This window comes from Streptomyces azureus (assembly GCF_001270025.1).
Lineage (GTDB): Bacteria > Actinomycetota > Actinomycetes > Streptomycetales > Streptomycetaceae > Streptomyces > Streptomyces azureus.
Genome location: NZ_DF968302.1, coordinates 1 through 22,546, shown reverse-complemented (window position 1 = coordinate 22,546; position 22,546 = coordinate 1). Strand labels below are relative to the sequence as shown.

The window sequence follows — 22,546 nt, the reverse complement described above, 5'->3', positions numbered from 1 at the left end:
CGTACGCGTTTCGCTCGGCCCGGAGAGCCGCTCCGACCTGCGGATACCTTCTTCCACTCCCTGTCCGAAGCACGTTCCTGTTGGACTTGTCAAGCCCCGAGATATGCCCTGACCTGCGAAAACGCCATTCAGAACCCGCAGTTTCCGTGTTACTCTGGATAGCCACGGAAGGGGTACCTGTCACATGACGTTCAAGGTTGGCGACACCGTGGTCTATCCCCATCACGGGGCCGCGCTGATCGAGGCTATCGAAACTCGCCAGATCAAAGGCGTGGACAAGACCTACTTGGTGCTGAAGGTCGCCCAGGGTGACCTGACAGTGCGTGTGCCAGCGGACAATGCGGAGTTCGTCGGCGTGCGTGATGTGGTCGGTCAGGACGGGCTGGACCGGGTCTTCGAGGTGCTGCGCGCGCCGTACGCCGAGGAGCCCACGAACTGGTCCCGTCGTTACAAGGCAAACCTGGAGAAGCTCGCCTCGGGCGATGTCATCAAGGTCGCGGAAGTCGTGCGTGATCTGTGGCGTCGTGAGCGCGAGCGCGGACTCTCCGCTGGTGAGAAGCGCATGCTCGCCAAGGCCCGCCAGATTCTGGTGAGCGAACTCGCTCTCGCGGAGAACACCAACGAGGACAAGGCCGAGGCCCTGCTCGACGAGGTTCTCGCCTCCTGAGGCGAAGCCTGTCGCTCAGCACTCAGCAACATCGAAATGCCGCGGTGCCCGATGACGATTCTTCTGTCGCCGGGCGCTGCGGCATGTTCGTACTCGGACACCGAATGCGCCGCCACCGCCGGATGTGTTATCACTCACGATCCGGTGCTTGGTGTGCCGGGCCCGGGCAGCCGGCTCGACCAGCGTCACGGAAGGGTCCGGTCGAGCGCGTCGCGCCCGGCACTCCTCCAGGCCATACCCACGCCAGGGCAACACACAAACCTGACAGGAACCGATGTCTGACGATTCGCGCCCTTCGCCGTCGGCAGCCCGTACGGCGGCCGTGATCCCGGCCGCCGGCCGTGGTGTACGGCTCGGCCCGGGCGCCCCCAAGGCGCTCCGCGCGCTGGGGGGCACCCCCATGCTCATCCACGCGGTCCGCGCGATGGCCGCCTCCCGCGCCGTCTCGCTGGTCGTCGTCGTGGCCCCGCCCGACGGTGCCGCCGAGGTCAGGTCGCTGCTCGACGCACACGCGTTGCCCGAGCGGACCGACTTCCTCGTCGTGCCGGGCGGGCAGACCCGCCAGGAGTCCGTGAAGCTCGGCCTGGACGCGCTGCCGCCCGGCCACGACATCGTGCTGGTGCACGACGCGGCCCGGCCGCTGGTGCCGGTGGACACGGTCGACGCGGTCATCGAGGCCGTACGCGACGGCGCCCCGGCCGTGGTCCCGGCGCTGCCGCTCGCCGACACCGTCAAGCAGGTCGAGCCGGCCGGGACTCCCGGCGAGCCGGAGCCGGTCGTCGCCACGCCGGAGCGCGCGCGGCTGCGGGCGGTGCAGACGCCGCAGGGCTTCGACCGGGCGACACTGGTACGGGCGCACGAGACGGTCACCGGAGACGTCACCGACGACGCCGGCATGGTCGAGCAGCTCGGCCTCACGGTCGTGGCGGTGCCCGGCCACGAGGAGGCGTTCAAGGTCACCCGGCCCTTGGACCTGGTGCTCGCGGAGGCGGTCCTGGCCCGCAGGAGGCTCAACGATGGCTTCTGACGTGATGCCCGAAGTGCCGCTGCCCCAGGTCGGCATCGGCACCGACATCCACGCCTTCGAGGAGGGCCGCGAGCTGTGGTGCGCCGGCTTGAAGTGGGAGGGCGAGGGCCCGGGCCTGGCGGGCCACTCGGACGCGGACGTCGTCGCGCACGCCGCGTGCAACGCGCTGTTCTCCGCGGCCGGCCTCGGCGACCTCGGTCAGCATTTCGGCACCGGCCGCCCCGAGTGGTCGGGCGCGTCCGGCGTCACGCTGCTGACGGAGGCGGCCCGGATCGTCCGCGAGGCGGGCTTCCGCATCGGCAACGTCGCCGTACAGGTCGTGGGCCCGAGGCCGAAGATCGGCAAACGGCGGGACGAGGCGCAGAAGCTCCTGTCGGAGGCGGCGGGAGCACCGGTGTCGGTGTCGGGCGCGACGACGGACGGACTGGGCTTCCCGGGACGCGACGAGGGCCTCATGGCGGTGGCGACGGCGCTGGTCGTACGAGTCGGGTGAACGGCACTGCCCCACGCACCCCCCACGGCCTACTACCCTGGTCCCGTGACTATTCGCCTGTACGACACCAGCGCCCGGCAGATCCGTGACTTCTCCCCGCTCAAGCCGGGCTGCGTCTCGATCTACCTGTGTGGCGCCACCGTGCAGGCGGCACCGCACATCGGGCACATCCGGTCGGGTCTGAACTTCGACATCATGCGCCGCTGGTTCGAGTACCGCGGCTACGACGTGACGTTCGTGCGGAACGTCACGGACATCGACGACAAGATCATCGCCAAGTCGGCCGACCAGGGCCGGGCCTGGTGGGCCATCGGCTACGAGAACGAGCGGGCGTTCAACGACGGCTACCAGGCCCTCGGCTGCCTGCCGCCGACCTACGAGCCGCGTGCCACGGGCCACATCACCGAGATGGTCGAGATGATGCGCGGCCTCATCGAGCGCGGGCACGCCTACGAGGCGGACGGCAGTGTCTATTTCGACGTGCGCTCCTTCCCTGGCTACTTGCAGCTGTCGAACCAGGGCATCGACGATCTGCGCCAGCCCGACGAGGGCGTCTCCGGCAAGCGCGACCCCCGCGACTTCGCCATGTGGAAGGCGACCAAGCCGGGCGAGCCCGACTGGGAGACGCCGTGGGGCCGCGGCCGTCCGGGCTGGCACCTGGAGTGCTCGGCGATGGCGCACAAGTACCTGGGCGCCGCCTTCGACATCCACGGCGGCGGCCTCGACCTGGTCTTCCCGCACCACGAGAACGAGATCGCCCAGGCCAAGGCCTACGGCGACGACTTCGCCCAGTACTGGGTGCACAACGCCTGGGTCACCATGAGCGGCGAGAAGATGTCCAAGTCGCTCGGCAACTCGGTCCTGGTCAGCGAGATGGTCAAGCGCTGGCGGCCCATCGTGCTGCGCTACTACCTCGGCACCCCGCACTACCGCTCGACGATCGAGTACAGCGAGGAGGCGCTGCGCGAGGCCGAGTCGGCGTTCGCGCGGATCGAGGGCTTCGTGCAGCGCGTGGTGGAGAAGGCCGGCACTGTCGAGCCGGCCGCCGAGGTGCCGCTGGCCTTCGCCGAGGCGATGGACGACGACCTGGGCGTGCCGCAGGCGCTCGCCGTGGTGCACACCACGGTCCGGCAGGGCAACAGCGCGCTGGCCGCCGACGACAAGGAAGCCGCGGTGGCCCGGCTCGCCGAGGTCCGTGCCATGCTCGGCGTCCTCGGGCTCGACCCGCTCGACGCCCACTGGGCCGGGGAGAGCGACCGCGGCGCTGATCTGCACGGCGTGGTCGACAGCCTCGTACGACTCGTCCTCGACCAGCGCGAGTCGGCCCGGGCCCGCAAGGACTGGGCCACCGCGGACGCCATTCGCGACCAGCTGAGCCAGTCCGGTCTGGTCATCGAGGACAGCCCGCAGGGACCGCGCTGGAGCCTCGGCCCGCGCTGACCCGACCGCGATCCGGAAGATCGATTGTGCCGCCCGGGCCTCCGGGCGGCACACTTCATAGACGTAGTACGTCACCGCACCCACAGACAGGTAGGTCATGGCAGCCAACAACCGCCGCATGTCCGGCAAGAAGGGCGCGCAGGTCGGCAGTGGCGGCCAGCGGCGCAAGGGCTTGGAGGGCAAGGGCCCCACTCCGCCCGCCGAGATGCGCAAGGGACACAAGAAGAACCGTGTCGCCAGCGCCAAGGCGCGGCAGACAGCCCGCCGCCCCGCGCCCCGGGGCCGCGGCGGCAAGTCCACGTCCGAGCTGGTCGTCGGCCGCAACCCGGTCTACGAGGCACTGCGCGAGGGCGTGCCCGCTTCCACGCTGTACGTCCAGCAGTTCATCGACAACGACGAGCGCGTCCGTGAGGCACTCCAGCTCGCCGCCGAGCGCGGCGGTATCAACCTCATGGAGGCGCCGCGCCCCGAGCTCGACCGGATGACGAACGGGCTGAACCACCAGGGGCTCGTGCTCCAGGTCCCGCCGTACGAGTACGCCCACCCGCAGGACCTCGCCGACGCCGCCCTCGACGACGGCGAGGACCCGCTGATCGTCGCGCTCGACGGTGTCACCGACCCGCGCAACCTGGGTGCGGTCGTCCGCTCCGTCTCCGCCTTCCGCGGGCACGGCGTCGTCGTACCCGAGCGGCGGGCCGCCGGGATGACGGCGGGTGCCTGGAAGACGTCCGCCGGTGCGGCCGCCCGTACGCCCGTCGCCCGCGCCACCAACCTGACGCGCGCGCTGGAGGCGTACAAGAAGGCCGGCATCGCGGTCGTCGGTCTGGCCGCCGACGGCGAGGTCGAACTCGGTGAACTGGAGGCCCTGGGCGGGCCCGTCGTCATCGTCGTCGGCAGCGAGGGCAAGGGGCTGTCCCGGCTGGTCGGGGAGACCTGTGACTTCCGGGTGCGGATCCCGATGCCGGGCGGCGCCGAGTCGCTCAACGCCGGTGTGGCGGCGGGGATCGTGCTGTACGAGGCGGCCCGCCGACGCAGCTGAACAGGAGTCCGCCACCTCACCCGTACGGGTTAATTCCGGGAGCATCGGGGCGACGAGGACAAGCTTGACGGGGTCCGGACAGATCCGGCGAGTCAAAGCAGTGTCCTATCCCGACGTCACTCGGTTAGATGAGTGTGGACACCAGAACACCCCGCACACCCACGGGGGACCGCTCGTCGGGACTCGACGACGCTCCCGCGCTGAGTATGGTGAAGGTGCCGAGCGACCCGGCGCAGGTCATCGTCAATCACGCGAGTTTCCGCGTGCAGTTGGGCGTCTCGACGCGTCGCGTCCAGTCCCCACGGGTCGCACGGCACCTGACCGCCAGCGAGGACACCGCTCGCATCCCCGTCGTCACCGCCGGGGGCGCGGCGGACGGGGCCACCACCCGCCGCCGGCCCGTCGTCTGGAGCGGCAAGTCCGCGCCCGACGACACCGGCGCCCACCGGCTCCTCCAGGCCGTCCGGCACGAGAGCATCCGCCACCCCGACGAGTCCGCCACGGACACCGGGGCCACCCAGGTCATCTCCCGCGTGGGCACCGACCCGCAGGGCCCGGGCTACGGAGCCGGATACCAGGACGGCGGCTACGGCGGCACCGGCTACGAGGGTGACGGCTACCAGGACGACCTCACCCAGACGGTCGAGACCCCCGTCGTAGGACCGCAGCGCACGCACGAGCCCGCCGACGGCACCCGGCTGCTGCCGCCCATGCGCACGGCCGGCAGCGCCTACGAACCCGCCTACACGGAAGCGGATTTCGAGGACCTCGCCCCCGAGGCGGACGACACCGAGCAGCCCGTCAAGCGCCACGGCGACGACCCGGCACGGCACGCCTACTACCCGGGCCGCCGGATGAACCTCGGCGTCGTCCTGCTCCCGCTGCGCGTCTTCCTCGGCTTCATCTCCATCTACGCCGGCATGGGCAAGCTGTGCGACCCCGTCTACTTCGACGGTGGCAAGCGCGGCTCCATGGTCAAGTGGCTCAACACCCTGCACCCCTGGGAAGTCGCCGAGCCGCTGCGCCAGTTCGCCTTCGAGCACCCGGTCGGCTCCGGACTGGTCATCGCCTTCGCCCAGGTCATCGTCGGCGTCCTGACGGTTCTCGGCTGCTGGCAGCGCGTCGCCGCCTCCTTCGGCGCCCTGCTGTCGGCCGCGCTGCTGGTCACCGTCAGCTGGCAGAGCGTCCCCGCCTACGAGACCCCCGACATCATCTTCCTCGCCGCCTGGTCACCGCTGATCATCGCGGGCGCCCCCGTCTACTCCGTCGACGGCCGCCTGGCCGGCAGTGCCTGGCGCCGCCTCGGACCCCGCGCCGACATCTGGGACCTGCGCCGCTACGTGCTGCGGCGCGGCGCCCTCGTCACCGCCGTCGCCATCGGTCTCACGCTGCTGGTCGGCTCGCTGCTCGGCGGTGCCGTCCGCGACGCCGACCGGGTCGTCGTCCCCGGACCCGGTGAGGCCCCGCGCAACGAACTGCCCGGCTCCCCACTCCCGGACGCCCCCGGCAAGCGGCAGGACAGGCGGACCCCGTCGGCCTCCACCTCGCCCACCCAGGGCGCCACGGCCGGTTCGGCCAGCCCCAGCGCGGGCACCACGAGCAGGCCGGGCGCAACCCGGGACACCGGCACCGTCACCGGCGGCTCGCCGAGCCAGACCCAGGGCAGCGCGGGCCAGGCCCCGCCCCAGCAGTCCTCCCCGGCCGGTCAGGCCCCGAGCACCACGTCGGGCCCCACGTCCGGCGGCACGGCGACCGGCGGCTCCGGCTCGACCGGCGGCTCGGACGACGGCGGCTCCTCGTCCACGGGTCGACCGGGCCTGGTGGGCGGCCTGTTGGGCTAGCCGGCAGAGCCGGACAGCAAAGGGCCCCGCATCCCGAAGATGCGGGGCCCTTTTGATGCAGCGGGGGCAGCGGACTCAAGGGGCGTGGGGCTGTACGGCTCTCAGCGCCCCAACGCCGCCAGTTCCTTCGCGGCCTCCGTCAGATCCTTCGCCGTATCGATCGCACGCCAATACGACCCCTGAGGGATCGTGAAGCCGGCCAGCTTCCGCTCGCGGGCCAGCCGGGGAAACGTCGTGCGCTCGTGGTCCCCGCGCGTCGGCAGCAGCCCCGCGAACTCGGGGGAGAAGACGTACACACCCGCGTTGATCTCGAAGGTGGACGGCGGGGCCTCGATGAAGTCCGTGATGCGGCCGAAGCCGTCCGTCTTCACCGCGCCCCAGGGCAGGCGCGGCCGGGCCAGGGCCAGTGTCGCGAGGGCGTCCCGCTCGGTGTGGAAGTCCGCCATGTCCCGCAGCGAGAACCGGGTCCAGATGTCGCCGTTCGTCGCGTACCAGGGCTGGTCCGGGTGGGGCAGATGCGCGGCGGCGTACTTGAGGCCGCCGCCGCGGCCGAGGGGCTCGGACTCCACGACGGTGGTGACGGAGACGGGCAGATCGGCCGTCTCCAGCCACTTCTGGAGCACGTCGGCGAGGTGGCCGCAGGAGACCACCACGTCCGTCACGCCCTCCTCGGCGAGCCAGGACAGCTGATGGCCGATGATCGGAGTCCCCGTCCCGGGGATCTCGACCATCGGCTTGGGCCGGTCGTCGGTGTACGGACGGAGCCGGGAGCCCTGGCCGCCGGCCAGAACGACGGCTTGAACGGGGCGGGACGCGGCGCTCGGATCGCTCATGAGACCGAACTGTACGTGGCGTCCCGCCCGTGACCGCGGCGGATGAACCGGTTTCCCGCGGCAGCCGCTGCAGGCCTCCCACCCCTCTCGTTCGGCGGCAGGGCGGTGTGCTCAGCTGTGCGCGGCCGCGACGCCCGTGGCGAAGGCGGTGTCGCAGACCGGGCGGGCGTAGGACTGGGCGCGTGTCGGGCCGTAGACCCGGACGGCGGCCTGGCCGAGGGCGCGGGCGATGGAGGCGCAGTGCTTCGCCAGTGACGGGCGGCCGTTGACGGCCTGCTGGAGGTGGGTGAGGGCGACGCCCGGGTTCTCCTCCTGGAGCTCGGTGAGCAGTTTGTCGCGCAGGACGTCCTGCGGGGTGCGCTTGGCGGTCCGGGGGGTGCCGGCGGACATGCTGGTGTCCGCGGCGGTGAGCACCGGGTCGGAGGGGCTTCCCGACCAGTTGACTCGTGTGACCGCGAGGGTCCCGGAGAGCACCAGGACGACGGGCAGGACGAATGCGAGGGTGCGGCCGATCCGGCGGGCGGGGCCCCGGCCGCGTCGCGTCTGTTGGTTAGTGGAGTGCTTCACGCGTGTGAGGGTAGCGCGGGGTAATGGTTTGTAGACATTTAGTCACCGGTTCGGGGGATGAGAGAGTGCCCGTTTTTGGGTAAAGCGTTGACGCACACTGCTCGAAATGTCCGGTCTGCCGGGGTATTTGTCGACAACGAGAAGGGCCCCGCAGCACGCTGCGGGGCCCTCTTCGTCCACTTGGGTGATTCACCCAGGGCTGTGCGTTTGCCGACGGGTCAGTCGGACAGGCGCGCGCCCGTGGAGGTCGAGAACACGTGGGTCTCGCCGGCGCGCGGGACGACGTGCAGCGTGCTGCCCTTCTCCGGGACGTCACGGCCGCCGACGCGGACGACGATGTCCTTCGTCTCGCCACCGACCTGGGCGGTGCCGTAGACGAAGGCGTCGGAGCCGAGCTCCTCGACCACGTTCACGGTGACCGCGACACCCAGGTCGGAGTCGGGGCCGGCGACGTCGAAGTGCTCGGGGCGGACGCCCACGCTGACGGTCTTGTCGGTGGCGGCGGCGATCGCGTCGCGCTGCACCGGCACGACCGAGTTGCCGAACTTCACGCCGCCGTCGGTGATCGGGACCTCGATGAGGTTCATCGCCGGGGAGCCGATGAAGCCGGCCACGAAGAGGTTGGCGGGCCTGTCGTACATGTTGCGCGGGGTGTCGACCTGCTGGAGCAGACCGTCCTTGAGGACCGCCACGCGGTCGCCCATCGTCAAGGCCTCGACCTGGTCGTGGGTGACGTAGACGGTGGTGATGCCCAGGCGGCGCTGGAGCGAGGCGATCTGTGTACGGGTGGACACACGGAGCTTGGCGTCCAGGTTGGACAGCGGCTCGTCCATGAGGAACACCTGCGGCTCACGCACGATGGCGCGGCCCATGGCGACACGCTGGCGCTGACCGCCGGAGAGCGCCTTCGGCTTGCGGTCCAGGTACTCGGTGAGGTCGAGGATCTTCGCGGCCTCCTCGACCTTCTGCCGGATCTCCGCCTTGTTGACGCCGGCGATCTTGAGCGCGAAGCCCATGTTGTCGGCGACCGTCATGTGCGGGTAGAGCGCGTAGTTCTGGAACACCATGGCGATGTCCCGGTCCTTCGGCGGCAGGTGGGTGACGTCGCGGTCGCCGATGCGGATGGCGCCGGCGTTGACGTCCTCGAGCCCCGCGAGCATGCGGAGCGAGGTGGACTTGCCGCAGCCGGACGGGCCGACGAGGACGAGGAACTCGCCGTCCTCGATGTCGATCTCCAGCGCGTCGACGGCGGGCTTGGTGGAACCCGGGTAGATCCGGGTCGCCTTGTCGAACTGGACTGTGGCCATGGTGAGTGAACCCCTTCTACCGGCAGGAACGTGCCGGACGATCCGAGTAGGAAGGCGGTGCCACGACGGGTGTTCCGTTGTGGTGTAGTCCACGCGTGTGAACTGGCTCAGGACGGTACCTGGCGTTCACCTGTCTGTCAGTACCTCCGGGCCTGTGAACTTCGTGGAAATTTTCGACGGGGCTTCACGGCTGCCCGTACCGGTCCGCCAGCGCCGCCACCGCCCGCGCCACCGCCTGACGCAGTTCGGGCGGCCCGAGGACCTCCGCCTCCGGACCCAGCCGGAGCAGATCCCCGACCGCCACGGCCTCCGTCTCCACGGGCAGTTCCACCTCCACCCAGCCGTCCGCGTCCGGCGCACCCGCGCTCTGAAGGGCCCGTGCGCCCGCCGCCCCGAACTGCATCGGCAGCAGCCGCTGCCCCCGCGGTGAGAGACGCAACCGGGTGACACCCTGCCGCAGGGCGGCCTCCAGCCGCCGGGAAGACTCCTCCCAGTAGGCGGCCAGGTCGAAGCCGGCCGGACGGTCGAAGAGCTCCCCGGTCTCCGCCACGGTCAGCAGACGGGACACCCGGTACGTCCGCACGGTCTCCTCCGCCAGGGCGACCAGGTACCAGATGCCGCCCTTCAGGACGAGCCCCAGCGGCCGCACCTCCCGGCGCACCTCCCCCCGCCACCGCCGGTAGTGCACCCGTAGCACCCGCCGCTCCCACACGGCTGCTGCCACCGGCTCCAGACACGGCACCGGATCGGCTTCCCGGAACCACGCCGGCGCGTCCAGATGGAACCGCTCCTGCACCCGCCGCGCCTGCCCGGCCAGCTCCGCCGGCAGCGCGGCCTGCACCTTCAGCTGGGCACTGGCCAGCACCGCTCCCAGCCCCAGATCCCGGGCCGGACCGGGCATACCGGCGAGGAACAACGACCCGGCCTCGGCGTCGGTCAGACCGGTCAGCCGTGTCCGGTAGCCGGCCACCAGCCGGTAGCCGCCCTCCGGCCCGCGATCCGCGCACACCGGCACACCCGCCGCGCCCAGCGCCTCGACGTCCCGGTAGACCGTGCGCACGGACACCTCCAGCTCGGCGGCGAGCTCGGGCGCGGTCATCCGCCCGCGGTTCTGGAGCAGCAGGAGCAGGGAGAGGAGCCGGTCGGCGCGCATGGGGGCCATTCTCCGGCGGACTCCCCTGTACCTGACAGGAGATGTCAGGTACAGGGAAGAGAGTGGTGGTCCCAGACGGCCCGCAGGGCCATCGGCTGATCGAGAGGACCCACCCATGCCCGGCACACGGACCACCACCGGACACTTCACCTTCGCCGACTGGCAGGAGCGCGTGATCGGCCCGGGTGAGGAGGCGAACCCGCGGCTCGCCCACGCCTCCGTCCGGAACACCTTCAGCGGCGGCATCGAGGCGGCCGGGACGATCTGCGAGTACACGATCGTCTATGTCACCCAGAAGACCGGTTCCTTCGCCGGCATGGAGCTGATCACCGGCCGGCTCGACGGGCGGGAGGGGAGCTTCGCCGTGGAGGAGCGGGGGTGGTTCGGCGAGGACGGGGCGGTGCACTGCACGTTCGAGGTGGTGCGGGGATCCGAGAGCGGGGAGCTGGCCGGACTGTGGGGGAAGGGCGGGTTCACCGCGCACCACGGGGAGGCGACCGTGCCGTACCGGTTCGAGTACGAGGTGGAGTGAGACCGGGCGGAGCGGAACTCCGTGGCTCGGGGTAACGGGCTCTGTGTACAGTGGTGCCGCCCTCGCGTACGGCGTTGTAGTACGCGGTGCCTCCTTAGCTCAGCTGGCCAGAGCAACGCACTTGTAATGCGTAGGTCGTCGGTTCGAATCCGACAGGGGGCTCCGGTGGAAGCCCGGGTCAGATCGCCTCTGGCCCGGGCTTCTTTCTGTTCTGGACGTCGCTCAGGGCGTCGGTGCTGTCCACCCACTGGTCGATCGCGCCGGTGTCGGGCAGGGAGCGGAGTGCCGGGTCCGTGATGCGGGCGCGGAGCGCCGCCGTGAAGCGTTCCGCGTGGAGGACCTGGAACGGGCGGCTGTGGTACGGGCGGGTGGTGGGGTCGACGGGGGCCGTGAGCGCGAGGTCGTTGTGGTGGGTCGCGATGGCCTCGTAGGCGTGCTTGAGGAGGTGCTCGCGGGTGGGCCAGTCGTGGGCCGCCAGCGCCGCGGCGAGGGTGGGGGTGAGTGCCGCGCCCCGGGGGGTCGCGGTGAAGGCGGTGCCGAGCCACTTGCTGTAGGGCGGGTAACGGCGGTGCATGAGGAGGCTCAGGCGCATCAGGTCGCGGATCAGACGGGCGGCCACGACCGCCGAGCCGAGTTCGTCGCCCACCTCGCCGCAGCGGCCTACGAAGGCCTCCTCCTGGGAGACGCGTTTCCACTGGCAGGCCAGGACGTACAGCCAGATCCCGTGCGGGTACCAGCGCAGGGCGGTGCGGGCCGGGGCAAGCCGGCCGAGGCCGTCGTGGAAGACGGCGCCCGCGGTGACCTCGGCCAGGCGCTGGGTGGGCGTGGCCAGCCAGTCCGCCGTGGTGACGCCCAGGGCCGGGTCGAAGCCGAGCTGGTCCGTGAACCAGGTGGCGGAGTCCATGATGTCGACGCGGTGGTGCACCGGGCCGTCGGTGCCGGTCATGACGCGGATGTCGGTGCCCGGGTGGTCGCCGGTGCGGGCGAAGTGGGTGGGGTGGCCGAGGAAGGTCTTCGGGAGGCGGTGGGAGAGGAGGGCGGTGAGGCGGGGGCCGTGGGTCTCGGTGTCCTCCGGGCGCAGGAAGAGCTGGAGGCGTGGGCCCCACTCGTGGTCGGCCGAGCGCGGGGTGTCGTAGCCGAGGACCTCGGAGCCGCTGCCGAGGCGGGCGGCGGAGTGGGGGATGCCGGGGAGGGCCTCGTCCAGGAGGGGGCGTACGGCCTCGGTGTAGAAGCGGCGGGAGAGTTCCAGGCCGGGGAGGAAGGAGGGCATGGGTCAGGCGGTGTGGCCGCGCAGGCGGCGGGCGATCTCGAGCTGGCCGTCGTCCAGGGGGCGGCCGTCCTCGATGTCCCACAGGGCGTTCTGGAGGAGGCGGCCGAGGGTCCAGGCGCGGGCGCGGGGGCGGTCCAGGGCGAGGACGTCGGTCATGGCGTCGAAGCGCCAGAGGATGTCGTCGGGGTCGTAGCGGTTGTCGATGGCCGGCCACAGTTCGAAGCCGGGGTCGCCGGCGAGGGGCTTGGGGTCGATGGCGAGCCAGGGGGCGCGGCCGGAGGCGAGGACGTTCTCGTCGTGGAGGTCCCAGTGGAGGAGCCGGTCGCCCGGTTCGTCGACGACCTCGCGTACGGCGGCGGCGCAGTCGGCGACGAGGCGGCGGGCCTCGGGGTCGGGGATGCGGTCGAGTGCCCGCGGGGTCCGGTCCAGCATGGCCCGGGCGATGTCGCCGAGGCGGCGCAGGCCGGGCGGGGCGGGGAAGGAGGTGAGGTGGGCGAGGAGTTCGGCGATGGTGACGACGGCCTGGTGGGCGTCCGGGACGTGGGACAGCATCCGGGTCTCGTCGAGGCGTTCCAGCAGCATCGTGCCGGTGGGCTCGTCGTGGCCGAGGAGACGGACGGCTCCGTCGCCGTCCCAGGCGCGCAGCGCGACCGGTTCGCCTTCGCTCTCCTCGTCGAGGAGCTGGAGTTTGAGGACCGCGGGGCCGCCGTCGGCGCGGACGACCGGGAGGACCAGGGCGGACACGCCGTGCATGGGCGGTCCGTCGGGCTCGAGTTCCCAGCGGTCGAGGAAGCCGGCCGTCAGGTCCGGCAGTTCCTCGATGAAGGCGCGGCCCGCCTCGCCGTTGTACTTCTCCTGTGATGCTGCCAGTTCCCGGGGAATGTCGATCACTTTGGGCACCGTAGCGGCGTGCGCCGGGCGGGTCATGTGAATTAACCCGGGCCGGGTCGGCCGGGGCGGCGTCTCGGCTTTCTCGCGGGCACTGTGTCGTACCTGTGTGCGAGCATCTCGCCAACGACCACTGATCCAGGGGGGATTGCCATGTCGGACACGGACGCCTGCCCGAGAACGAGACCGAGACGCAGATGGAGAGAGAGACAGGGGCGGGCCGGTGCGTCCGCCGTCGCCGTCTCGCTGTTCGCCTCACTGCTGGGCCTGACGGGGGCCGGTTCCGCCCAGGCCGCCGCCGAACCGGAGTGCGCGCCGCTCGCGCTCGCGCCGTTCGGGGATCCGGGCGACGCCGTCGGCAAGGCCACCGTCCCGGCCCAGAGCAGCGCCTGCTTCACGGTGACGGCCGCCTCGGCCGGTCTGCATCTGGTGACCCTGGACGACAGCCAGAACAACGCCTACACGCAGATGGCCGACGCCGACGGCACCGAGGTCGACTGCTTCGACGAGGAGTACCGCGCCGAGGGCTGGTGCCAGGTGCCCGCGGCCGGTACGTACACCGTCAAGGTCGTCAACAGCGGCTGGGTCGACGACGAGCAGACCGAGCTCACCGTCGTCCCGCTCGGCTCGGGCACCCGCGGCTGCGCCGAGCCGGTCGGCACCGGCTGGGACCGGCCGGCGGTGATCCGGAGCGCGGCGAGCCCGCTGGCCGTGGACTGCCAGGCCTTCGAGGGCCGGCCGGGTGAGCGGATCCGGCTGACGGTCGGCACCAAGGAGTACGGCGAGTCGATTGCCTGGATCACCGACGCGACCGGCGCCCGCATCTGCGAGCACTTCCCGGAGGACGGCGAGGACAGCTGCGTCCTGCCCGGCGACGGCCCCTACCGGGTGCTGTCGAGCGTCTCCCGCGCGGGGAGCGGCTTCCCCGCCGAGTACGCGCTTCAGGTGCGCCGGCTGAACGACCCGCAGGGCTGCGCGACGGCGCCGGTGCTGCCCTTCGGCCCGATCGAGCCGCGCGACTTCGGCACCGACGCCTGCTACACCTTCTCCGCCGCGAAGGCCGGGCGGTACACCGTGCACTACGTGGACGAGGACCGGTCGGCCGGGGCGGTCCGGGTGTACGACGCCGGCGGCCGGACCGTGTGCGAGTCCGGCACCGACCCGTGCCGGATCCGCGAGGCGGGCACCTACACGGCGGTGCTCGGCACCAACGCCTTCGCCCCGTCCCGTGACCGGCTGGTGGTGTTCGACCGCGCCTCCGGCGCCGGCTGTGCCGCGATCGGGACCGGCCTGTACAAGGGGAAGCTGAGCACCGTCGGGCAGTACGACTGCCTGACGCTGCCCGTGCCGAAGGGCGGCCGGATCGCCGCGCTCACTCCGCAGACCTCGGCCGGTCTGACTCCCGAGGTCGAGGTCCTGGACCGCGACGGCACCCCGCAGTGTGACGGCGAAGCGCTCCAGGGCGGTGACTGCGCGCTCACCGGTGAGGCGCCGTTCCGCGCGCTGGTGCACACCGAGGACACCGGCGACACGGCCACGGGCCCGTACGCGGTCGCCTTCCACCGCACCGACGTCGCCGAGGACTGCCCGGTCCTGCCGGCGGGCAGCTTCGCCGCGGGCGGTGCGAAGGCCACGCTGACCACGGGCGACGGCGCCTTCTCGCACTGTCTGGGGATCCCGGCCGGCGCGCACTCGAACGCGGAGCTTCTTCAGCTGACCGCGACCTCGGGGACCGCGCCGGCCGGGTTCTCGGTGCTGGACTCCGACGGCACGCGGGTCTGCGAGCGCTACGCCACGACCGACGGCTGGTCGGTCTGCTCCCTGACCCCGGGCAAGGCCCACACGGTGCTGGTGACCGGCCGGGACGAGGCAGCCACGTACGCCCTGACCCGGCGTGACGTCACCGCGAGCGCCTCCGCCGCGGGCTGTGCGAAGACCGCCGCGGTGAAGGTCGGCGGGGCGTCCCTGAAGAGCGCGGCCGGAGCGCCGGGCTCCATCACCTGCCACCAGGTGACCACGGGCGCGGCGACCGACGTCGTGCATGTCAACGTGCGGGACGCGCTCGGCACCGCCAACAGCGCGGTCCTCGCCGGGGACGGCCGCGTGGAGTGCTCCTTCCGCAACTCGCCCTGTGCGGTGAGCGGTTCGACCACCCACCAGGTCCTCGTGCAGACGCCGAGCCGTCTGAAGGCGGCTCCCGAGTACCGCCTGGACGCCCTGCGCATCGCGACCGCCGACGGGCCCGCCGCTGAGTGCGCCAAGGTGCCGTCCGTGGCGTTCGGGTACGGGCCGGTCACCGGCACGCTGGACGAGTCCCGCACCGCGATGTGCGCGGCGCTGCCCACCGCCGGGTTCGACCGGTTCGAGACCGACATCAAGGACACCACCGGCGCCACCATCACGGCGGTGCCCGTGCTGTACAACACGTCCACCTGGAAGAACGGCTGCACGCACTTCATTCCGGAGGGCTACGACTGCGACGTGCTGGGGTCGTCCTCCGCGAGTACGCCGTCGCTGTTCCTGCTCGGCCTGCCCGAGAAGGCGTCCAGCACCGCCTACAGCGCCAAGCTCACCTGCTCGTCCACGCTCTGCGGCACGGAGAAGACGGACGTCACCGCCGTCAGCCCCGGCACCGGAGTCGCTGGCACCGAGGTGAAGCTGACCGTCACCGGTACCGCGCTCGGGCCGGACGTCAGGGTCCAGCTCAGCCAGGCCGGAAAGACGATCAACGCGCCGGCGGAGTCGGTCTCCGCGGACAACCGCACGGTGACCGCGACCGTCGACCTGACGGGCGCGGCGACCGGTACCTGGAACATCAGCGTGTACACGCGCGGCTGGGAGTTCCAGCGCGGCACCTTCACCGTGACCCCCCAGCCCCGGCTGGAGAACACGGCGGCCCCGAAGGTGACCGGCACGCCCAAGGTGGGCGCCAAGGTCACCGCCGCGCCGGGCACCTGGTCGGCGACCCCGTCCTCGTACACGTACCAGTGGAAGGCGGACGGCACGGCGATCGGCGGCGCGACCGCGTCGGCGTACACGATCCCCGCGGCGCAGGCCGGCAAGAAGCTCTCCGTGACCGTGACGGCGGTCAAGGCGGGCTGGCGCAGCGGGTCGGCGTCCTCGGCGGCGGTGACCGTGGCCAAGGGCGACGCGCCCAAGGCCACCAAGCCGCCGGTGATCAGCGGGACGGCGAAGGTGGGCAAGACGCTGAAGGCGTCCACCGGGACGTGGAGCCCGGCCGCGTCCTCGTACGGGTACCAGTGGTACGCGAACGGCAAGGCGATCAGCGGGGCGACCAAGTCATCGCTGGTGCTGAAGGCGGCGCAGCAGGGCAAGAAGATCACCGTGAAGGTGGTCGCGCACCGCACCGGGCACAAGGACGGCTCGGCGCTCAGCGCGGCGACGAAGGCGGTCGCCCGCTGACCCGTCCCGCCCGACGCCTTCGAAGTGGAGGTGTCACGGCTCCAGGACGACCTTTCCGATCGTCCCCCGGGCCTCCAGCGCGCGGTGCGCGGCCGCGGCCTCGCGCAGGGGGAAGCGCTGTACGGCCGGAGTGAGCCGACCGGCGGCGGCCTCGGCCAGGGCGCGCAGTTCGAGGGTGCGTACCGGGTCGGGGCCGCCGGCCTTACCGAGCATCACGGGGCCGAGGACCTGCTCGGAGACACCGTCGACGAGGTAGGGCTCGCCGTTGTCGATGCCCTCGGCGGACCAGCCGAAGACGACGTGCTTGCCGCCGGGGCCGAGCAGGGCGACGGCCTCGCGGGCCACGTCGCCGCCGACGCCGTCGAAGACCACCGTCGCGGCCCGGCCGCCGAGGTGCGCACGGACCTTCGCGGGCCAGGCCGGGTCCTTGTAGTCGACGGCGAGATCGGCGCCGCCCGCCTGCACCCGGGCGACCTTCTCCGGCCCGCCCGCGAGGCCGACGACGGTGGCGCCGGCGTTCTTGGCGTACTGCACCAGGAGCGTGCCGATGCCGCCGGCCGCGGCCGGGACGACGGCCACCGAGTCGGGGCCGAGTTCGGCGAACTGGAGGATCCCCATCGTCGTACGGCCCGTGCCGATCATGGCGACGGCCTCGGCGAAGTCCAGGTTCTGCGGGATCTCGTGCAGTCGTCCGACTTCGGTGACGGCCAGTTCGGCGTAGCCGCCGGGGACGAAGCCGAGGTGGGCGACGACCCGCTTGCCGAGCCACAGGTCCGCGACGCCCTCGCCCAGTGACTCGACGACGCCGGCGACCTCGCGGCCGGGGATGGTGGGCAGGGGAGTCGGTTCGGGCGCCGGTCCCTGTGCGCCCTCGCGCAGGGCGGTGTCCAGGAGGTGCACGCCCGCCGCCCGTACGGCGACACGGACCTGGCCGGGGCCCGGCCGGGGGTCCTCGACCTGCTCGTAGGTGAGGTTCTCGGCCGGGCCGAAGGCGTGCAGGCGGATGGCGTGCATGGGAGCTCCTCCTGGGGTCGTCCGGTGCTCATGGGTTCGTCCGGTGCGCCCCAGCCTTCAACCTCAAGCTTGCTTGAGGTCAAGCTCCCGTCGGCCGAGCGCCAACGACACCGCCGTCAGGGCGCTGTTGAAGGAGACCTCCGACAGCACGCCCGGGGCCGCGACCTGGTCCCCGGCGAGGTAGACACCGTCGCCCCGGTCCACGGCGGGCCGGTCGCGCCAGCTGGTGCCGGGCAGGTCGACCGCGCCCGTACGGCCGTTCGCGACGGCCTGGCGCCGCCAGGTGACGCGCTCGCGCCAGCCGGGGAAGCCCAGGTCGAGCAGCTGCTCGGCGCGGGCGGTGCCGTCGGCCTTGGACTCGTGCGGGGCGATGGGGATCTGACCCTGGATGAGCTGCTCGCCGGCCGGGGCGAGGCCGCGATCCTGGGCGGTGAACCGTTCGAGCCAGCCGGTCGCGTCGAGGTCGGAGACCACGAACGCGTCCCCGCGCCGCGTCCGTACGGCGAGGTCGACGAGGACGGAACGGCCGCTCGGCCACGTCAGGGAGTCGTCGCCGAGCAGGCGCCGGGCGGCGTCGAGGGAGGTGGCGACGACGACCGGCGTGTCGGTGGGGAGCGCGTCGACCCGGGACAGGGTCTCCATCCGGACGCCCAGGTTCCAGGCGCGGGCGGCCATCCGGTCGATGAGGCTGGCCCAGCCGCCGCGCGGGTAGTGCGCCTCGGGCGGCAGCTTGGTGGCGCGGCGCAGGCGCTCCTGCACGAACGCGGCCGACAGGGAGCCGGGGTCGTGGTGGAAGAGGGCGACGGCCGAGTAGTGGGCGGCGGCCCGGGCTCCTTCCTCGCCCGCGATGCCGGTCGCCCAGGTCAGGAAGTCGATGTCCACGGGCGCCTGTTCGGCGGTCCGGCGCAGCAGTTTCAGCATCGGGAAGGGCGGGGTGCGGCGCAGCACGCCGTGGTGCCGCAGCCGTAGCCGGGCGGCCTCCAGGGGCGGGATCGGGGCGAGCGGACCGATGAGGCCGCGCTGCTTGAGCCAGGCCCAGTGCGGGCCGCCGTTGTAGAGGGCGTGCGGGCCCTCGTTCGTGCGGTAGGGGCCCTCGGCGGTGCGGGCCCGGCCGCCGAGCGTGTGGTGGGCTTCGTGGACGGTGACCTTGGCGCCCGCCTCGGCAGCGGTGATGGCGGCGGTCAGACCGGCGAAGCCGCCGCCGATGACGGTGATGCGGTGCATGGCTGAGGGTCTCCCTGCGCTCGACGACACTCTTCTGGGAGTACGACCGGCCGAGCGCCCCGGAATGTGACATGGTCCGATACCTCGCAGGTCAGGGGCTGTTGTCAGTGGTCTGGTGCAGCATGGGCCCATGGCGAGGAGTGCGGCGGGCGGTACGGGTGCGGGCGGTACGCGGGTGAAGGCCGCGCGGAGACCGGAGATCCGGCTGCCGGCGCTGGAGCCGTTCACGGGCGGCGGGCTGGAACCGGACGGGGACTACGACGGGCTGGAGTTCCGGGAGGCGGATTTCGCGGGGCAGGACGGGTCGGGCTCCCGCTTCTTGGACTGCGCCCTGACGGAGTGCGCGCTGGACGAGGCCCGGCTGCGGCACGCCTCCGTCCTGGACTCGACACTCACGAGTGTCCGGGGCGTCGGCACCAACCTCGCCGAGGCGACGCTGCGCGACGTCGAGCTGATCGACGCCCGGCTCGGCGGCACCCAGATGCACGCGGCGGTGCTGGAGCGGGTGCTGATCCGCGGTGGCAAGATCGACTATCTGAACCTGCGCATGGCCCGGCTCAGGGACGTCGTCTTCGAGGGCTGCGTCCTCGTCGAGCCGGACTTCGGCGGCGCCCGCCTGGAGCGCGTGGAGTTCTTGGACTGCGCGCTCAAGGGCGCCGACCTCCACGCGGCGACCCTCAAGGACGTCGACCTGCGCGGGGCCGTGTCGCTGGAGATCAGCCGGGGGCTGGACCGGCTGGCCGGGGCGGTGATCAGTACGACCCAGCTGCTGGACCTGGCGCCGGTGCTTGCGATGCAGTGGGGGATCAGGGTGGAGGACTGATCACCGCTCAACTCCCGTACCAGCCCCAGGTTCCCGCCTGTTCCGGGCAGTCGTAGGACTGGTGCAGCGCGATCAGGGCGTTGACCAGGCGCGGATCCACCTCGTGGCTCAGCAGCCGGTAGTCCTCGGCCACCGCGCGGAAGACGAGATGGGCGCGGCGTGAGGCGTCGCGCCAGATGACACTGCGCGGCGGCCCGAAGCCGTCGCCATCTCCCGCCAGAAGGGCCCAGATCAACAACAGCAGGTAAACCGGAAATCCCACAGGCCACCACAGCGCCCACCACACCAGTCGGCCCTGGTGCCCCTGGAGGACGGGTCCCGCGACCGGCTCGACGGTCCAGCGCGTGCGGCCCCAGCGGAGGGCGCGGCGACGCCGCAGCGTGATCCGCCCGAGTGGCGCGCCGTGGGGATCCAGCGCGTGGTACACCGCCGGGCGCCCGCTCAGCCGGGAACCCAGGGCCTGCTCCGTGACCACGCGGGCGACCGGTGTCCCGTCCTCGGCGCGCAGATGGAAGGCCCGCAGCGAGCGGAGCCGGTCGGGAGCGGGACTGTCGGGGTCACGGCACAGCCGGACGGAGGTGCCCTGCCCCGGTCCGTCGCCGCCGACGACGGCCGGTGGGTGCACCCTGTAGTTCAGCCCGTAGGTCACACGCCCCTGCGTCATGCTCCCGCTCTCCCCGTGTCAGGTACTGATCACGGACAAGGGTGTCACCGCGGTCGTCGGCGCCCGTCAGGGCACCCTGGGGAAACGCGCCTGGAGCGTCCAGATCGCCGGGTTCTCGGCGAGGTCCTCGTGCAGGTCGGTGAGGTCCGCCAGCAGGTCGTGCAGGAAGTCGCGGGCCTCGCGGCGCAGTTCCGTGTGCGAGAAGGTCAGGGGAGCTTCCTCCGCCGGCATCCAGTCGGCCTCGATGTCCACCCACCCGAAGCGGCGCTCGAAGAGCATCCTGTCGGTCGACTCGGTGAAGTCCAGCTCCGCCCGCTGCGGCCGGGACGCCCGGGAGCCCGCCGGGTCCCGGTCGATCCGCTCCACGATGTCGCACAGCGCCCACGCGAAGTCGAGCACCGGCACCCATCCCCAGGCTGTGGACACCTCCCGGTCCTGCTCGGTGTCCGCCAGATAGACGTCACCGCAGAACAGGTCGTGCCGCAGAGCGCGGACGTCCGCACGGCGGTAGTCGGTCTGCGGCGGGTCGGGGAAGCGGTTGGAGAGGGCGTAGCCGATGTCGAGCACGGATGTGATGGTGTCACGCGCCCGTAGGATCGCGATCGTGGCCCGATCTGTACGTCTTGTCCCCGCCCTGACCGCCGTCCTCGCCGCCCTTGCCCTCACCGGGTGCGGCGGAGTCCACGGCACACCGGGCGGATCCGGCGTACGCGACCCGTACTTCCCGAAGGCGGGCAACGGCGGCTACGACGTCACCCACTACGGCCTGCGCCTCGACTACGACCCGGACGCACACCACCTCACCGGCACGGCCACCCTCACCGCCCGGGCCACCAAAGCCCTCTCCGCCTTCAACCTAGACCTGCTCGGACTGGAGGTCGGGAAGGTCACCGTCGGCGGCGAGACCGCCCGCTGGAACCGTGCCGGGCAGGAGCTCACCGTCCGGCCGGGCGAGGACATCGACCGGGACGAGACCTTCCGCGTGACGGTCCACTACTCGGGGGCGCCGGAGACCGTCACCGACCCCGACGGTTCACGGGAGGGCTGGCTGCGCACCTCGGACGGGGTGCTCGCGCTCGGCGAGCCGACGGGGTCGATGGCGTGGTTCCCCGGCAACCACCACCCCTCCGACAAGGCGTCCTACGACCTGTCGGTGACCGTGCCGCGGGGGCTGCGGGCCGTCTCCAACGGGGAGTTGCGGAGCGAGAGGACCGGGCGGGGCCGTACGACGTTCGTGTGGCGCACGGCCGAGCCGACGGCGAGCTACCTCGCCACACTCGCGATCGGTGACTTCAGGATCAGCCGGTCCACCGCCCGGGACGGTCTGCCTGTGTACACGGCCGTCGACCCCGCGGAGAAGGAGGAGAGCCGCGCGGTGCTCGCGCGCATCCCCGAGGTCCTGCGCTGGGCGGAGCGGCGATTCGGCCCGTACCCCTTCTCCTCCACCGGCGCGATCGTCGACCGCGCGGCCGGCATCGGCTACGCCCTGGAGACCCAGAGCCGTCCTGTCTTCCCCGGCGCCCCCGCCTTGACCCTCCTCGTCCACGAACTCGCCCACCAGTGGTACGGCGACTCCGTCTCGCCGGAGAGCTGGCGGGACATGTGGCTCAACGAGGGCTTCGCGACGTACGCGCAGTGGCTGTGGGAGGAGGACCACGGCGGCGAGACGGCGCAGGAGACCTTCGACGCGCTGTACGACCACGGGGAGAAGACCTACGAGGACCTCTGGTCCTTCCCGCCCGCGAAACCCGCGGACGCCGCGCACCTCTCCGGGGCCCCCGTCTACCAGCGCGGCGCCATGGTCCTCCACAAGGTCCGCCGGACCGTCGGTGACGAGGCGTTCGGCGACATCCTCCGGGGTTGGGCGGCGGCCCATCGCCACGGGAACGCCGACACGGCCGACTTCACGGCGTACGTCGAGGAGCAGGCGCCCGGGAAGGACTTCGACGGCATCTGGGAGGACTGGCTGTACGGGGACGGGAAGCCGGAGCGGGCCTGAGGGCGCGCTAAGACGCGCTGAGTTCCTTGCGGAGCACCGCACACCGGCGCTTCACCTGCAAGTCTTCACGATGGTCGATGACCTCGTAGCCGAGGGCGGTCCAGAAGGCCAGGGCCTTCGGGTTGTTGTCGAGGACGGCGAGGCGTGCGGCGGTGCGGTGCGCTGCGCGGAAGCGGTCCTCCACGAGGGTGGCCAGGCGGCGGCCGTGGCCCTGGCCGTGCAGGCCGGCGTCCACCAGCAAGAGGCCGATCCACGGGTCAGGGTCGGCGGGGTCGGGGTGGTGGGCGAGGGTGATCGCGATCCCGGTCAGGTGGCCGAAGCTGCGGGCGAGCAGGACGTCGG

The 22,546-nt window shown here is 72.0% G+C and carries 21 protein-coding genes and 1 tRNA gene; 11 read left to right on the top strand and 11 right to left on the bottom strand.

The features are described 5' to 3' along the window. The first annotated feature begins 184 nt into the window (after positions 1-184). The 6 genes from AOQ53_RS20545 (at position 185) to AOQ53_RS20520 (ending at position 6,507) form a co-directional block, all read left to right on the top strand. Positions 185-667, top strand: coding sequence for a CarD family transcriptional regulator (locus AOQ53_RS20545; RefSeq protein WP_003953493.1), 483 nt, complete (start codon positions 185-187; stop codon positions 665-667). Positions 668-941: 274 nt separating this feature from the next. Further along, positions 942-1,694, top strand: coding sequence for a 2-C-methyl-D-erythritol 4-phosphate cytidylyltransferase (ispD, locus tag AOQ53_RS20540; RefSeq protein WP_059419345.1), 753 nt, complete (start codon positions 942-944; stop codon positions 1,692-1,694). Continuing rightward, entirely contained in the window at positions 1,684-2,187 is a 504-nt protein-coding gene (gene ispF / locus AOQ53_RS20535) for a 2-C-methyl-D-erythritol 2,4-cyclodiphosphate synthase (protein ID WP_059419342.1), read from the top strand. The genes ispD and ispF overlap by 11 nt, the downstream gene beginning before the upstream one ends. Positions 2,188-2,232: 45 nt before the next feature. Then, complete coding sequence (gene cysS, locus AOQ53_RS20530) at positions 2,233-3,627, top strand: cysteine--tRNA ligase (protein ID WP_059419341.1); 1,395 nt, start codon at positions 2,233-2,235, stop codon at positions 3,625-3,627. A gap of 97 nt (positions 3,628-3,724) precedes the next feature. Further along, the gene (rlmB, locus tag AOQ53_RS20525; RefSeq protein ID WP_059419339.1) at positions 3,725-4,666 is read left to right on the top strand and encodes a 23S rRNA (guanosine(2251)-2'-O)-methyltransferase RlmB; all 942 of its coding nucleotides are present in this window, start codon (positions 3,725-3,727) and stop codon (positions 4,664-4,666) included. A gap of 128 nt (positions 4,667-4,794) precedes the next feature. Beyond that, positions 4,795-6,507, top strand: a complete 1,713-nt coding sequence (locus tag AOQ53_RS20520) for a DoxX family protein (protein WP_059419337.1) — start codon at positions 4,795-4,797, stop codon at positions 6,505-6,507. Positions 6,508-6,608: 101 nt separating this feature from the next. Here the strand turns inward: AOQ53_RS20520 and AOQ53_RS20515 are convergent, their stop codons facing one another. The 4 genes from AOQ53_RS20515 to AOQ53_RS20500 form a co-directional block, all read right to left on the bottom strand. Beyond that, on the bottom strand, positions 6,609-7,340 hold the full coding sequence (locus AOQ53_RS20515) for a nucleotidyltransferase family protein (RefSeq protein WP_059419334.1): 732 nt from the start codon (positions 7,338-7,340) through the stop codon (positions 6,609-6,611). 111 nt (positions 7,341-7,451) lie between these two features. Next, on the bottom strand, positions 7,452-7,907 hold the full coding sequence (locus AOQ53_RS20510) for a hypothetical protein (protein ID WP_059419333.1): 456 nt from the start codon (positions 7,905-7,907) through the stop codon (positions 7,452-7,454). Between the two features lie 218 nt (positions 7,908-8,125). Beyond that, on the bottom strand, positions 8,126-9,214 hold the full coding sequence (locus tag AOQ53_RS20505) for an ABC transporter ATP-binding protein (protein ID WP_059419330.1): 1,089 nt from the start codon (positions 9,212-9,214) through the stop codon (positions 8,126-8,128). Positions 9,215-9,398: 184 nt separating this feature from the next. Continuing rightward, positions 9,399-10,367 (bottom strand): helix-turn-helix transcriptional regulator, encoded by a 969-nt coding sequence (locus AOQ53_RS20500; RefSeq protein ID WP_174523323.1) that lies wholly within the window; start codon positions 10,365-10,367, stop codon positions 9,399-9,401. Positions 10,368-10,482: 115 nt separating this feature from the next. On the opposite strand from AOQ53_RS20500, the gene AOQ53_RS20495 reads away from it, so the two are divergent. Both AOQ53_RS20495 and AOQ53_RS20490 read left to right on the top strand, forming a co-directional pair. Next, a complete protein-coding gene (locus tag AOQ53_RS20495; RefSeq protein WP_059419326.1) occupies positions 10,483-10,899 on the top strand; it encodes a DUF3224 domain-containing protein in 417 nt (138 codons plus the stop codon). Positions 10,900-10,987: 88 nt separating this feature from the next. Continuing rightward, positions 10,988-11,061: transfer RNA gene (locus tag AOQ53_RS20490), tRNA-Thr, on the top strand. 16 nt (positions 11,062-11,077) lie between these two features. Here AOQ53_RS20490 and AOQ53_RS20485 read toward each other — a convergent pair. Continuing rightward, positions 11,078-12,169: a DUF4037 domain-containing protein gene (locus AOQ53_RS20485; RefSeq protein ID WP_059419324.1), complete on the bottom strand. Its 1,092-nt coding sequence runs from the start codon at positions 12,167-12,169 to the stop codon at positions 11,078-11,080. Positions 12,170-12,172: 3 nt separating this feature from the next. After that, on the bottom strand, positions 12,173-13,096 hold the full coding sequence (locus AOQ53_RS20480; RefSeq protein ID WP_059419323.1) for an aminoglycoside phosphotransferase family protein: 924 nt from the start codon (positions 13,094-13,096) through the stop codon (positions 12,173-12,175). A 114-nt stretch (positions 13,097-13,210) separates the two neighbouring features. On the opposite strand from AOQ53_RS20480, the gene AOQ53_RS20475 reads away from it, so the two are divergent. Next, on the top strand, positions 13,211-16,480 hold the full coding sequence (locus tag AOQ53_RS20475) for an IPT/TIG domain-containing protein (RefSeq protein WP_059419322.1): 3,270 nt from the start codon (positions 13,211-13,213) through the stop codon (positions 16,478-16,480). Positions 16,481-16,513: 33 nt separating this feature from the next. On the opposite strand, the gene AOQ53_RS20470 is transcribed toward AOQ53_RS20475, so the two are convergent. Continuing rightward, positions 16,514-17,494, bottom strand: coding sequence for a zinc-binding dehydrogenase (locus AOQ53_RS20470; protein ID WP_059419321.1), 981 nt, complete (start codon positions 17,492-17,494; stop codon positions 16,514-16,516). Between the two features lie 63 nt (positions 17,495-17,557). Continuing rightward, a complete protein-coding gene (locus AOQ53_RS20465; protein WP_059419319.1) occupies positions 17,558-18,718 on the bottom strand; it encodes an FAD-dependent oxidoreductase in 1,161 nt (386 codons plus the stop codon). A 130-nt stretch (positions 18,719-18,848) separates the two neighbouring features. Here AOQ53_RS20465 and AOQ53_RS20460 point away from each other — a divergent pair, with 130 nt between their 5' ends. Further along, on the top strand, positions 18,849-19,541 hold the full coding sequence (locus tag AOQ53_RS20460) for a pentapeptide repeat-containing protein (RefSeq protein ID WP_078945408.1): 693 nt from the start codon (positions 18,849-18,851) through the stop codon (positions 19,539-19,541). Positions 19,542-19,548: 7 nt separating this feature from the next. On the opposite strand, the gene AOQ53_RS20455 is transcribed toward AOQ53_RS20460, so the two are convergent. After that, positions 19,549-20,205 carry a hypothetical protein gene (locus AOQ53_RS20455; protein WP_148640360.1) on the bottom strand — a complete coding sequence of 219 codons (657 nt, stop codon included), beginning with the start codon at positions 20,203-20,205 and terminating at the stop codon, positions 19,549-19,551. Positions 20,206-20,271: 66 nt separating this feature from the next. Then, a complete protein-coding gene (locus AOQ53_RS20450) occupies positions 20,272-20,772 on the bottom strand; it encodes a hypothetical protein (RefSeq protein WP_059419315.1) in 501 nt (166 codons plus the stop codon). Between AOQ53_RS20450 and AOQ53_RS20445 the strand changes: the two genes are divergently transcribed. Beyond that, positions 20,762-22,204 carry a M1 family metallopeptidase gene (locus AOQ53_RS20445; protein WP_059419314.1) on the top strand — a complete coding sequence of 481 codons (1,443 nt, stop codon included), beginning with the start codon at positions 20,762-20,764 and terminating at the stop codon, positions 22,202-22,204. The two genes, AOQ53_RS20450 and AOQ53_RS20445, sit on opposite strands and share 11 nt — an antisense overlap. Positions 22,205-22,211: 7 nt before the next feature. Here AOQ53_RS20445 and AOQ53_RS20440 read toward each other — a convergent pair. After that, positions 22,212-22,546, bottom strand: a 335-nt coding sequence (locus AOQ53_RS20440; RefSeq protein WP_148640359.1) for a GNAT family N-acetyltransferase, incomplete at its 5' end; no start/stop codon positions are given.